19 protein-coding genes and 1 pseudogene are annotated in these 10878 nt (G+C 38.5%); all 20 read right to left on the reverse strand.

Annotation, left to right across the window (positions count from 1 at the left end):
* Positions 1 to 86, reverse strand: a pseudogene (locus GZ996_RS12160) (transposase); the annotation flags it as partial.
* A 140-nt stretch (positions 87 to 226) separates the two neighbouring features.
* Positions 227 to 682 carry a GNAT family N-acetyltransferase gene (locus tag GZ996_RS10945; RefSeq protein WP_162012066.1) on the reverse strand — a complete coding sequence of 152 codons (456 nt, stop codon included), beginning with the start codon at positions 680 to 682 and terminating at the stop codon, positions 227 to 229.
* Positions 679 to 1719 (reverse strand): SepM family pheromone-processing serine protease, encoded by a 1041-nt coding sequence (locus GZ996_RS10950; protein ID WP_161980038.1) that lies wholly within the window; start codon positions 1717 to 1719, stop codon positions 679 to 681. Before GZ996_RS10950 ends, GZ996_RS10945 begins: the two co-directional genes overlap by 4 nt.
* Entirely contained in the window at positions 1706 to 2194 is a 489-nt protein-coding gene (gene coaD, locus GZ996_RS10955) for a pantetheine-phosphate adenylyltransferase (protein WP_156805576.1), read from the reverse strand. Before coaD ends, GZ996_RS10950 begins: the two co-directional genes overlap by 14 nt.
* Complete coding sequence (locus GZ996_RS10960) at positions 2191 to 2436, reverse strand: hypothetical protein (RefSeq protein ID WP_162012067.1); 246 nt, start codon at positions 2434 to 2436, stop codon at positions 2191 to 2193. Before GZ996_RS10960 ends, coaD begins: the two co-directional genes overlap by 4 nt.
* A complete protein-coding gene (gene rsmD, locus GZ996_RS10965) occupies positions 2426 to 2965 on the reverse strand; it encodes a 16S rRNA (guanine(966)-N(2))-methyltransferase RsmD (RefSeq protein WP_156805655.1) in 540 nt (179 codons plus the stop codon). The genes GZ996_RS10960 and rsmD overlap by 11 nt, the downstream gene beginning before the upstream one ends.
* A 61-nt stretch (positions 2966 to 3026) precedes the next feature.
* Entirely contained in the window at positions 3027 to 3794 is a 768-nt protein-coding gene (locus GZ996_RS10970) for a DUF3169 family protein (RefSeq protein ID WP_161980039.1), read from the reverse strand.
* Positions 3781 to 4128: a hypothetical protein gene (locus tag GZ996_RS10975; protein ID WP_156805579.1), complete on the reverse strand. Its 348-nt coding sequence runs from the start codon at positions 4126 to 4128 to the stop codon at positions 3781 to 3783. The genes GZ996_RS10970 and GZ996_RS10975 overlap by 14 nt, the downstream gene beginning before the upstream one ends.
* Before the next feature lie 12 nt (positions 4129 to 4140).
* Positions 4141 to 4350 (reverse strand): helix-turn-helix transcriptional regulator, encoded by a 210-nt coding sequence (locus GZ996_RS10980; protein ID WP_121834947.1) that lies wholly within the window; start codon positions 4348 to 4350, stop codon positions 4141 to 4143.
* A 5-nt stretch (positions 4351 to 4355) separates the two neighbouring features.
* A complete protein-coding gene (locus GZ996_RS10985; protein WP_161980040.1) occupies positions 4356 to 4667 on the reverse strand; it encodes a hypothetical protein in 312 nt (103 codons plus the stop codon).
* A 2-nt stretch (positions 4668 to 4669) separates the two neighbouring features.
* On the reverse strand, positions 4670 to 4909 hold the full coding sequence (locus GZ996_RS10990) for a hypothetical protein (RefSeq protein ID WP_162012068.1): 240 nt from the start codon (positions 4907 to 4909) through the stop codon (positions 4670 to 4672).
* A gap of 21 nt (positions 4910 to 4930) precedes the next feature.
* Complete coding sequence (locus tag GZ996_RS10995; RefSeq protein ID WP_162012069.1) at positions 4931 to 5131, reverse strand: hypothetical protein; 201 nt, start codon at positions 5129 to 5131, stop codon at positions 4931 to 4933.
* Positions 5132 to 5154: 23 nt separating this feature from the next.
* Positions 5155 to 5355 carry a hypothetical protein gene (locus tag GZ996_RS11000; protein WP_162012070.1) on the reverse strand — a complete coding sequence of 67 codons (201 nt, stop codon included), beginning with the start codon at positions 5353 to 5355 and terminating at the stop codon, positions 5155 to 5157.
* Position 5356: 1 nt separating this feature from the next.
* Positions 5357 to 5617 (reverse strand): hypothetical protein, encoded by a 261-nt coding sequence (locus GZ996_RS11005; protein ID WP_162012071.1) that lies wholly within the window; start codon positions 5615 to 5617, stop codon positions 5357 to 5359.
* Between the two features lie 217 nt (positions 5618 to 5834).
* Positions 5835 to 6782 carry a homocysteine S-methyltransferase gene (gene mmuM / locus GZ996_RS11010; RefSeq protein WP_162012072.1) on the reverse strand — a complete coding sequence of 316 codons (948 nt, stop codon included), beginning with the start codon at positions 6780 to 6782 and terminating at the stop codon, positions 5835 to 5837.
* A gap of 18 nt (positions 6783 to 6800) precedes the next feature.
* Positions 6801 to 8177, reverse strand: coding sequence for an amino acid permease (locus tag GZ996_RS11015; protein WP_156805587.1), 1377 nt, complete (start codon positions 8175 to 8177; stop codon positions 6801 to 6803).
* Between the two features lie 168 nt (positions 8178 to 8345).
* Complete coding sequence (locus GZ996_RS11020; RefSeq protein ID WP_162012073.1) at positions 8346 to 8909, reverse strand: DUF6287 domain-containing protein; 564 nt, start codon at positions 8907 to 8909, stop codon at positions 8346 to 8348.
* Positions 8910 to 8920: 11 nt separating this feature from the next.
* Positions 8921 to 9574, reverse strand: coding sequence for a DUF1803 domain-containing protein (locus GZ996_RS11025; protein ID WP_162012074.1), 654 nt, complete (start codon positions 9572 to 9574; stop codon positions 8921 to 8923).
* Positions 9575 to 9671: 97 nt separating this feature from the next.
* Positions 9672 to 10247 carry a TlpA family protein disulfide reductase gene (locus GZ996_RS11030; RefSeq protein WP_161978873.1) on the reverse strand — a complete coding sequence of 192 codons (576 nt, stop codon included), beginning with the start codon at positions 10245 to 10247 and terminating at the stop codon, positions 9672 to 9674.
* A gap of 10 nt (positions 10248 to 10257) precedes the next feature.
* Entirely contained in the window at positions 10258 to 10659 is a 402-nt protein-coding gene (locus tag GZ996_RS11035) for a cytochrome c biogenesis CcdA family protein (RefSeq protein WP_443255857.1), read from the reverse strand.
* Positions 10660 to 10878: the final 219 nt, after the last annotated feature.

Here is a 10878-nt window from a genome sequence, read left to right on the forward strand (position 1 = left end):
TGATTGTTTGATTTCAAGCCATACTTTTTTACAATTGAGTCCATACCACCACTTTTCCCACTAAGATAGTCCTCGACTACTTGTATTTTGAATTCAGGTGGATACTTTGTAAATTTACTTCCTTTTTAGCCATGAGAAAAGAACCTCCTTATAAGAACAGTATAGTACTTTTTATACTGTCCATTATAAGGGGTTCTTTTCAAATCAGTCTTCTTTTAATTTCAAATCATAATCGCTTTGACAACAAGGCATGGTTAAATGACATTCCCAAATCATCACTATAGAATTTTAGGAGTTCGAAGTAGTGATAAGAAGCTGCGATTACGCTAATCACTGATACTTTATTAAGCAAATCGTTTTCCATAAACCGATATAGTTCTTGTCCGATACCTTGACTGCGATACTCTAGTTTTACATAAAGTTCATCGAGTTCAAAAGCACTCTCACCGATAGCATTGTAAGAGGTCTTTTCGGTGAGGATTTTAATATCTCCAAGGGCATAGGCAATAATGGTATCATCTTCACGCGCCACATAGAGCTCTCGATTTAAAAAAGCTTCTGTCTTATTTGGAGTGTATGAAGGCATGGTCTTTTCTTCTGCCCATTGTTCCGACAAAGACGTGAGTTGAGTCAGTTCAGAAAGATTTTGCTCACTCAAAACAAGTTTTTCATAACAAATCATGGATTCTTCCTTAAGTAATCAATAGCATCCTTAATATTTGTGACAGGCACAATCTTCATATCTGTCCCTAATTCCTTAGCGACAGCCTTGGCCTCTTCGTAGTTATTCCCTTTTGGATAGTATTTCTTCATCCCTTTTTCAATCGGATTATCTGGGACAAAGAAGATCTCCGCACCTTCTTGATCAGCGGCTACGACTTTTAGACCAGCGCCCCCAATATCACCAATAGCTCCGCCTTTTTCAATCGTACCAGTCCCAGCAATCATACGTCCTTTTCGCAAATCTTCCTCGATAAGTTGGTCGTAGATACTAAGCGTGAACATCATACCGGCACTTGGACCACCAACACCGTCCGTATAAAAGTTAATTGAATGGTTCGTTACAATCTCTGTATGATCAGTTAAGCCAATACCAATACCATTTCGTCCATTGTCAAGTTTGATAATTTTTCCAGAAGCAGAGCGCTGATCACCGCCTGAAATATACTGAACCGTCACATCATCCCCAAGTTTTTGCGAACCAACATAATCAATGAGCTCTTTAGAGCTCGAAAATTCTTTGCCATTGACACCAGTTACTGTGTCCGCAAGATTAAGCACATCTTTAAAGGTTGAATTATCGGATAAATTAAGGACATAAACACCCAAATAAGATAATTCTACTTCCTCTCCAGCCAAGGTAAGGGCTTCGCTGATTGCTGCATTCTGTGATGTCTCCATATAAAATTGACTAATCCGCCAATAGTCCTCATCTGAAACTCCTCCTGTTGTCTCCTCGGCAGATGAAATCTCTCTGTAAGGAGTCATCCAAGCAGCCAAAATCTGAATCGGTGTCGCTCTAGTAACCCCCACAGCTACAAAATTATAAGAACCTTCTTCCTTATCCTCTAGTCCATCAACATTGAGTACTGCACGAATATCGTAAGCACCACCCGGCATTTCAATATAATAAGGAAGTGGAAGGAAAAATATCCCCAATACAGTCATCACACTTACAAGACCAACTAACCACCATTTAAACTTTTTAATTATTTTCATTCATTTTCTCCACTTGTTTCGCAACACTTTCTGGTACAAAATCCACGATAGGCGATTTAAAATAAATCAATTCTCTCACACGACTGGATGAGATAGGCTGATAACGATGACTTGCCATCAAATAAACGGTTTCTAACTCTTCTGCGAGATAGCGATTAAAGAATTCCAAATTGGCTTCATAATCGAGGTCAACAGCATTCCGAAGCCCTCTGACTAAATGCGTCACTTGGAACTTTCTTGCCACTTCTACCGCTAATTGCCCTGCGGAGGTCATCACTTCTACCCCTTCCAAATGCGCAACCGCCTCACGAATCATCTGGGCACGGGTTTCAACATCAAACAGCCCTGCTTTTTCCTTATTGTAAAACACACCAACATAGAGCTTATCAAAGAGCTGGCTGGCACGCTCGATAATATCCAAATGCCCTACTGTAATCGGATCAAAAGAACCTGTAAATAAACCAATTTTAGTCATTTATTTTCTCCACTTGTCCAATAGTTAACGAGTAGGATAACTGGGAATAAAACCGTTACCATAGACAATTTGTCACCATTGACATAATGAGCCATGACACGAAGCACCGAATTTAGGAAACAGAGACTGATTAGGAAGGGCATATAGCTACGTCCCTCTCTTTTTGTCCACCTCATATAGATAAAAACCGCCAATGCCAAAATGACAAACCATTCTGACAACATTAACACATTACCTAACATACACTGTCACCTTACTAATCCCATAAACTTTCTCTTTCCAAATACCAACTGATCCAATCTCCTCTGGTAGCTGAACAGCCTTATCCGTCTCACAAACAATCATGACCTCATCTCCCAGCAATCCTAGCCTATCCATCGCTTCAATATTGGCAACAATCTGCTCTTTGGCATAAGGTGGATCGAGAAAAATCAAGTCAAAGGTACCTGTCAATTGGCTAAGCGCTCGCTCTGCTTCCATCTTCAAGAGGGTAAATTTCTCTGGCACCTTAGTCATCTTGATGTTTTCTTGGACAATAGCTTGCGCTCCGCTATGCTTTTCGACCAAAACAGCCGAATCCATCCCGCGCGAGACAGCCTCAATAGCCAAGCCACCCGACCCTGCAAATAAATCAAGGACACGACCGCCATCAAAGTAGGGGCCTATCATATTAAACATGGCGCCACGCACCTTGTCAGAGGTCGGACGCGTATTTTTCCCATCCAGCGTCTTCAAAGGACGCCCACCAAATTCACCAGATACAATTCTCATGGTTTTTATTATACCATAAATGAAAACAATCCAACTTTTCAAGCCAGACTGTTTACTCATTTTATTTATAATGTTCCTTCGCCATTTTGAAATTCATGATCATAATGTAGATATGAATACCAACTGCAATAAAAATTCCTGTTAATTCTACTTTTTGGAAGATAACAGACATGAAAAATAGAAAGACGTAAATGGCTGGTAATATAAGCCCACTAAGGGTCATCACAATCTCAAAAGATATTTTGTAATTGGCTTGAAGCTCTGCTTCATCCAGTTGAAGGACGTTATTTTTCAATTCTTTCAAAGTTGGTGTCAAAGTGGTTCTGCGACCACGAACACGGTTAGAAAGGGAAAGCAAGTGCATCTGTAAACCAGCTGATACCATCAATGCAACAAAAGCATAGATTGGAAACTGAAGTTCAGCCGAATCATTTGAAAATAACAATTTGTACCCTAGCAACATATTGGCAAAGGATAAAATCAATGCAATACCTACAAATACTTGAGCATAACTAGTCTGACGACCAAGTAAACTGTAAAGTTTCTCTTGTTCTTCATCATCCTCACTCATCTCGTAATTTACAATTCCTTTCCGAATACGGAAAATATAGATAATAGTCACTAAAAATAGTAATACAATAAGAGCATAAATCACGTACTGAATTATTTCCACAATCATTGCCACTGGAAATTTTACTCCACCTTCAAGACCAAAATATCCAATCGCAAAACCAAGTGGACCCCCAATTAGGGCACCTATCAACATCCCTTGAACAAGCTGCTTCAGTAGCCTTACACCGTTACTATCTTTTTCTTTAATCTTTAACATTTTTTCTCTCCTTTACTTTCTTCTCAATGTCGTCAAGGTCCGTTGTCAATAGAATAAATGGTATAAGAAATTCCATAACACTCAGATCACTTTTTGGCAATACAGACAGGTCACTCAAAATCACGAATCCAAATAGCAGGATAATAATGCCTAATACCATCAACTGCCATTTACGAGAACTCACTAAGCGATCTCTCACCAAAAGATACATTCCTGATAATACATAAACTATCCATGTCACAGGAAGGCTGCTAGAGCCATGAACTAAATCTAAACCAAATAGAAATACTCCCGCTACAATAAAGACAATTCCTACTCCTTTATAAAATTTCATAACTGCCTCTTCTTAGTCCTCTTCGACCAAACTAAACACATTTTCGACAGGTTCTTTAAAAACCTGAGCAATCTTCATGGCAATAACGACTGAGGGGGTGTATTCATTACGTTCAATCAGACTGATGGTTTGACGAGAAACATCTGCTAATTTTGCCATTTCAGTCTGATTAACACCGTCACGAGCTCTTAACTCCTTGAGACGATTTTTTAAGACTTGCATACTTCTTACTCCTCTACATCAATAGATTTGATATCATCTAGACGAACAATTTTGGTGAAGACTTTACCTTTTTTATCTGTACGTTGCAATTTTACCCAATCTTCATCAGCTTCAAGAATCGTCCAAGTATAAGTTGTTTCAAAACTGGAATCAAAGGTAATTTTTGCAACCTGATTAAGTATTTTTTGAATAATCTGTGACATCTGATTTTCTCCTTTGTTTCTTTTTTCTAATCTATTGAGTTTTCGTTGTAATTTTTTGTGTTTATCTGCATAAAATAGCCAGAAAATAAAAGCGACTACACCAAAATATTCCATACCTATCTCCTCGCTCTGAGCCATTTCACTAGGTTGTAGCCACCACTTACAATTGCTGGAACTAGACAAAGTAAAATTTCAAATGGAAGGTGTTTACCTGTCCGCCACCACTGTATCATCTCAACCCAAAGCATGATAACAGATAGAAAAGCAACCACATTGAACACATGTGTTCCAGTAACCACAATTTCCTTACCTTTTTTAGCCGTAACAGTCCCTTTAACAAGTGGTTCTTTTGTCATGGTAGTTTCTCCTTACGTTCTCTATCTTTTCTCGATATATTTGTTTTCAAAATGTGTAGCAATCTTGTAGCTTATAATGCCTAGTAGCATAAGATAAATATTCTTATCCAACGATGGCTCCCCAGATACTATCCACGACCATAAGTCTTTTAACAGCAATACCATAACACCAACAACGCAAAATCCGATAAACGCACCTTTAACAAATTCAAGTAATTTCATTTCAATTCTCCCTTACCTTAACCTTATGACTGCCTTTTACTTTTCTTTAACTTTTTATCAACCATAACTAAGACAACTGTTGTCACTAATGGCGGGAATAGATAACTTATCGCTCCCAACTCTCCCGTAAATCCAAGACCATGAAGTACCAGCATAACCAGTATGTTGATTAAAAATAGGGATATAAACAACAATAAGTATTTAAGTAAAATCTGTTTTGTCATCCTAGTCCTCTTTTATCGCTTGCTCAGTCACTTGCGTCTTCTTTTCCTTTTTATCTTCTTCGAGAAGGATAATCACCATCATCACGTTCATGAACCAAGTCATTTCAATATAATCCCAAATGATACCTAAATCCCATTCACCTAAAAGGAAGTAATGAGAAACAAAACTAAATAGGGCAAAAAAGGATTGTAAACCTAAGCAAATATATAGAATATGCCTAGCCGTTAGAGTGATTGCTTTAGTTTCTTGTTGCGTTTTCATAAGAACCTCCTTTTTGTATCCGTTTTCTTTATGAATTAAGTGTAACATATCATTTTAATTTTGACAAGTATCATAGTCAAAAAGATAAAGATTTTTGTCAAAAATATCATGAACATAGTCAAAACGAACAAAATCTTATCAAAATGATACCTAATTGGTAATTTACATCATCTGATTATCAAAAAAGAGACTGACATCGGTCAATCTCAATTCATTACTATTTTAAATGTTGGTTCAAATTTTCGATGTCACGTGGACGTGTTCGGCAACAACCTCCCACAACCTTAGCTCCCAACTGATGCCAATTGATGGTATTTTCTAACAAGCTATGACTGTGGTCAGCATTTGAAGTCCAAGTTTGGCTTGCTCCGTCATAAACTTCTCCAGAATTCGGATAGGTCACAAATGGCTTGTCTGTCAAGGCTCTTAATTGGCTTAGAAAGTCTTGATAAACAGCTGGCGCAGTACAGTTAAGCCCTACTGCTAAGACTTGTTTGCTTGCATTAATCAGCTCTGCTATTTCTTTAATAGAAGTCCCATCAGAAATCGACTGACCATCTTGCGAGGTAAAACTCATGTAAGCTTCAACGTTTGGAAATTCTTCTGTCAATAGTTCAATCAAAGCCCTAGCCTCTAAAGCATTTGGAACGGTCTCTAGTGCCAGTAACTCACTGCCATGCTCCAAAAGAATTTCAATACGACGACGATGAAAAAACTTCAACTCATCCAGACTAATATCGCCATAAGCACCATTATATTCAGAACCATCTGCGAGGTAAGCTGCATATGGTCCCACGTCTCCTGAAATGAGAGGATAAGCACGATTAGCTTTTTCTTCATCTGTTAATGTTCCCCAAACATTATCCCTAGCTTCTTTGGCTAAATCAACCGTCAAACCAATCAATTGTTCTGCTTCTTCTTGAGACAATCCAGCCTCAAACAAACCAGGGAAGGTCGCTTGATAGGTTGACGTCGTTACTAAATCAGCACCTGCTTTAAGGTAATCCTCGTGGATTTCCCTAATCAAATCTGGATTTTCCAAGAGGTACTTAGCAGACCAGAGTTTTCCAGACACATCGTGACCTCGAAATTCTAACTCCGTTCCTAAAGCACCGTGTAAAATAATGTATTCTTGCGTCTCTAAAAGTTCTTTAAAACGTCCCATAACAATCCTTTCCAGCACTTACCATTTTTTAAAGCGAATGTAGTGGTAAATGTAGCAAACCACCATAAATGGTACACCAAAGTAAAGACCTGCTCGTTGTGATGGATCCCAGCCAATTCCAATAATGGAAATCACAAGCAAAATAACTGTCATCCAAGGAAGAACTGGAGAAAACGGCGTCTTATATTCCAATTCGTCTTCACTGTGTGTTTTTAAAAATTCCTTACGAAAACCAATTTGAGCCAACGGAATTGCCAACCAAGCAATGACAACCGCAAAACCAGCGATGGATACAAGGGCAAGGAAAATCGTATCTGCTGCATAGATGGAAGCAACAAGAGCAATAATCACACCCACCATTGACAACAGCATCCCACGCATCGGTACACCATGTTTGTTAATCTTAACCAAATTTTTGCTAATCATGCCTTCATTTGCTAAAGACCAGAGCATACGGCTTGAGGCATAAAGACCTGATGTTGAGGCTGACAAAATTGCCGTCAAAATAATGAAGTTCATAATATCAGCGGCATAAGGAATACCGATTTTATCAAGCACAAGAACAAATGGTGCTTCTGTCACTCCTGCTTCTGACATTGGTAAAAGCGCTGCTAGGACAAAAATAGTCAGTACGAAGAAAGCAACCAATAAACCAATCGTAGATTTGATAGCCTCTGGCACAGCCTTTTTAGGATTATCCGTCTCACCAGCTGCGATACCAATCATCTCAACACCAGAAAAGGCATAGTTAACAGAGAGCATTACTGAAATAACACCGATAGCCCCACTAGGAAGAAGCCCATTGGCTGTAATGTTGTTAAATAGCGGAGCACCGCTTGTTCCCTCAAAAGGCAAAATGCCAAAAATAGCGAGAGTCCCGAGGACGATAAAGGCCATAATGGCATAAACCTTGATAGAAGAGAGGTAATCTTCCGCAGTAGCAAACCAGCCAACCGACAACATGTTTAACCCAAATACTATAGCAGCAAAAATCGTGGCAAAAATCCAAATAGGAACATCAGGAAACCAGCGCTGCATGAGCTGAGCTGCACCGACAAATTGAGAAGCTAGAGCAACCACCCAGCACAACCAATACATCCAAGCCACCATAAATCCAGTTCCAGGACTGATAAACTTGGTCGCATAAGTATGAAATGAACCTGTAACTGGCATCGCTACTGACAGCTCTCCTAATGAAAACATCACCAAGTAAACCATGACAGCACCAAAAAGATAGGCTGCAATCGCTCCAAAAGGCCCCGCTTGAGCAATCGTGTAACCCGAACTCAAGAATAATCCAGTTCCAATAACACCACCAATTGATAACATCCGAAGATGACGGCTAGTCATCTGTCGATTAAATTGTCCCTCATTTTCAAAATTATGATTTTCCATAATCCCTCCTAAAATAGATATTAGTGCTATACTAACATAAATTCAGGCAAAAATACATGTGTCTTTTTTCATAGATGGTTATAGTTCGAAACTATACCTGAAACTTTCAGAAAATAGAATTTCGTCATTAAATGATAAGTTGATAAAAAAGACTGGCAAAGCCAATCTTTAGTCAATTTTATAAAAGAATAAATCAGGATCTGAAATTTGATAAGCTTGTCCAGTTAAAATACGGTCTCGTGTACTATCCGAAGCATCAGGATATACATCTGGAGGCATCACTTTTCCTGCTGGAATGAAAACCATAGCAAATCCTGTTCCCTGAGAATGTCGGACACTCCCAGTAACGATGCCTTCTGTTATCCCACCCCAATAAGTACTTTCAATTATCAAGTCATCTGCAACCAAACCATCTTTATCTAAAATATAGGTTTGTCCTTTAGCGTTTTGCCAAGTACCCACAACACTCGAAAAATCACCTGCTAGGATTTGTTCTAAATTCATTGCATTTTGAACTGGCACCGAGGTCGTTTCAGCAGTCGTGACTTCAGTAGTTACCGTGGTTTCAGTTTGACTAGTCATAGTTGTTGTCGTAGAGCTGGTTTGGCTTGTCGTTGTACGTGTTACCTTTGTTTCAGTCTGTTTCTTAGTTTCTGACTCTTTTTTACTAGCACAAGCGACAAGTAACACGGAAAGACTGCACAACACGATTCCTTTATAAAACTTGTTCATATCAAACACCTCTATTTTTTAATAAATGTCAGGTTTTCACTATCAACCTCCATGCCCAATTGATAGGTTTGCTCTGCTATTTTTTCCACGTAACCCAAAAGCTCCAAAGCCTCCACAAAAATGTCCCGACGCTTCTGCTTCACCTCGTTCTTTCTAGCAAACTTGAGTAAAAACGTCGTCATATACTTGAGGGCATACTCCGGATTCACATCGCCCAAAATTGCATACAGCTCCTTTTGTTTTTCGGAAAAAGGCTGCGCTATTCTTAAGTTATGGAAGTAATTGGCAAGAGTCAGTTCTTCACGCGTGAGACTGGATGCCTCGACAATCAGAACACCATTGGTTTGATTGGCAAGAACTGTCTCAAATGACAATGCCAATAGCTCCCCGTAAACGGGTGACTCTGTATCAACCATGATATGACTGTCTAAAGTCACTTCCTCAACCGTCTCAAGGAAGGGCAAATTCAGCCTGTAATGCTTATTTTCACGCAAAATATAACCCGCTTGAATATAATCCTCAAGTTGCTTATCTAAGTTTTTAACCTCAGGAAAATCTCGTTTGATGTGACGTAAAATGACCTCATCATGACTATTAAGATAATTGATCAAGTCTTTAAAAAAAGGCTGTCCCGTGAGTTTTGTTGGATTAAAAATGATTATCATAAAATCATTATAACAAAATAGGCCAAGACAAAAAAGTCTTAGCCTAATGACTCTATTGAGATTTCATGTTCCAGTCATTGTCATGATGACATCAAAATTATTTTACTTGTTCCATTGTATTGGAGACAACTGTTTTATTGAGAGCTCCAATACCATAATTAGCGATGGTACCATCCGAATTAATGAAGATATGCGTCGGGAATGACCTAACTTGGTAGCTTGTTAAAAAGCTATGATTCTCTTCAAAGTAAACTGGGTAAGTCACACCCAAATTAGTTGCTTCTTCTAAAATTTCTTTTTTACTAACATCACGTGTCCTATTATTTCCCATTCCTTCATCATTCGGTGAAGCTACTGATAAAAATACCCAATCTTCTTTTTCTTTAACCTCTTGATAGACTTCTTCCAACTCAGGCATTTCCATACGGCAAGGTGGACACCAAGTTCCCCAAACATTGATATAAACTTTTTTACCTTTAAGATCAGCCAAGGTCAACTTAATTCCATCATCAGCAACTAACTCAAAATCAGGCGCTTGATTACCTTTTGTCAAAACGACAGTGTCTGTTGATTGTTGCGTTTTTTTCTCTTCTTTTCTTAAACCATCACAGCCTACTAAAACAAAGGCAAAAAGCATTACAAAAACAACTGATAATAATGTTCTATTTTTCATGAGAAATCTCCTAAAATAAATTCCAAATAAGTGAGCAGGCAATCCCGATTAACAGAATACCTGAGAGAAGCTTAGTATAATGCATCCATTTCTGACCTGACTTAAAGAGCGCCAGCATTTTTTGCGAAAAGAAAGCCAATAAAACAAAGGGAAAAATAAAGCCTAAACAATAAACAGCCACTAAAACTGAGCTTAACCAACCTGTTTGACTAGAAGCGTAAAGGAAGACACTAGCAAGAATCGGACCAATACAAGGCGTCCAAGAAAAACTAAAGGCAAATCCCATAACCAAAGCAAGCAATGGTGTCATCTTTTGACCGCTTCTATAAACCTTATGCTTGGCTGAAATCTCTTTGAAAAAAGCTGGAATTTTCAGAAGCCCTAACTGAAAGAGGCCAAACATTAAAATCATAACCGCACTCAATCCTTGGAGGAAAAAACTGTGCTGAAGAAAATAGCGGCTAAGATAACTTGAAGCAAACGTTAATAAAAAGAAGGTCAGTGTGAAAAGACCCCCTTATAATGGACAGTATAAAAAGTACTATACTGTTCTTATAAGGAGGTTCTTTTCTCATGGCTAAAAAAGGAAGTAAATTTACAAAGTATCCACCTGAATTCAAAATACAAGTAG

The sequence above is a fragment of the Streptococcus sp. S784/96/1 genome (assembly GCF_902729355.1).
In the GTDB taxonomy this organism is placed as follows: Bacteria; Bacillota; Bacilli; order Lactobacillales; family Streptococcaceae; genus Streptococcus; species Streptococcus caledonicus.

Excerpts from the sequence above, each read along its gene's own strand:
- GZ996_RS11020 (WP_162012073.1), bottom strand. The coding sequence starts at position 8,909 with ATGAACAAGTTTTATAAAGGAATCGTGTTGTGCAGTCTTTCCGTGTTA.
- GZ996_RS10945 (WP_162012066.1), bottom strand. The coding sequence starts at position 682 with ATGATTTGTTATGAAAAACTTGTTTTGAGTGAGCAAAATCTTTCTGAA.
- GZ996_RS11025 (WP_162012074.1), bottom strand. The coding sequence starts at position 9,574 with ATGATAATCATTTTTAATCCAACAAAACTCACGGGACAGCCTTTTTTT.
- mmuM (WP_162012072.1), bottom strand. The coding sequence starts at position 6,782 with ATGGGACGTTTTAAAGAACTTTTAGAGACGCAAGAATACATTATTTTA.
- GZ996_RS10995 (WP_162012069.1), bottom strand. The coding sequence starts at position 5,131 with ATGAAATTACTTGAATTTGTTAAAGGTGCGTTTATCGGATTTTGCGTT.
- GZ996_RS10950 (WP_161980038.1), bottom strand. The coding sequence starts at position 1,719 with ATGAAAATAATTAAAAAGTTTAAATGGTGGTTAGTTGGTCTTGTAAGT.
- GZ996_RS11030 (WP_161978873.1), bottom strand. The coding sequence starts at position 10,247 with ATGAAAAATAGAACATTATTATCAGTTGTTTTTGTAATGCTTTTTGCC.
- coaD (WP_156805576.1), bottom strand. The coding sequence starts at position 2,194 with ATGACTAAAATTGGTTTATTTACAGGTTCTTTTGATCCGATTACAGTA.
- GZ996_RS10985 (WP_161980040.1), bottom strand. The coding sequence starts at position 4,667 with ATGGAATATTTTGGTGTAGTCGCTTTTATTTTCTGGCTATTTTATGCA.
- GZ996_RS10960 (WP_162012067.1), bottom strand. The coding sequence starts at position 2,436 with ATGTTAGGTAATGTGTTAATGTTGTCAGAATGGTTTGTCATTTTGGCA.
- GZ996_RS11000 (WP_162012070.1), bottom strand. The coding sequence starts at position 5,355 with ATGACAAAACAGATTTTACTTAAATACTTATTGTTGTTTATATCCCTA.
- GZ996_RS11005 (WP_162012071.1), bottom strand. The coding sequence starts at position 5,617 with ATGAAAACGCAACAAGAAACTAAAGCAATCACTCTAACGGCTAGGCAT.
- GZ996_RS11035 (WP_443255857.1), bottom strand. The coding sequence starts at position 10,659 with ATGATTTTAATGTTTGGCCTCTTTCAGTTAGGGCTTCTGAAAATTCCA.
- rsmD (WP_156805655.1), bottom strand. The coding sequence starts at position 2,965 with ATGAGAATTGTATCTGGTGAATTTGGTGGGCGTCCTTTGAAGACGCTG.
- GZ996_RS10970 (WP_161980039.1), bottom strand. The coding sequence starts at position 3,794 with ATGTTAAAGATTAAAGAAAAAGATAGTAACGGTGTAAGGCTACTGAAG.
- GZ996_RS11015 (WP_156805587.1), bottom strand. The coding sequence starts at position 8,177 with ATGGAAAATCATAATTTTGAAAATGAGGGACAATTTAATCGACAGATG.
- GZ996_RS10980 (WP_121834947.1), bottom strand. The coding sequence starts at position 4,350 with ATGCAAGTCTTAAAAAATCGTCTCAAGGAGTTAAGAGCTCGTGACGGT.
- GZ996_RS10990 (WP_162012068.1), bottom strand. The coding sequence starts at position 4,909 with ATGACAAAAGAACCACTTGTTAAAGGGACTGTTACGGCTAAAAAAGGT.
- GZ996_RS10975 (WP_156805579.1), bottom strand. The coding sequence starts at position 4,128 with ATGAAATTTTATAAAGGAGTAGGAATTGTCTTTATTGTAGCGGGAGTA.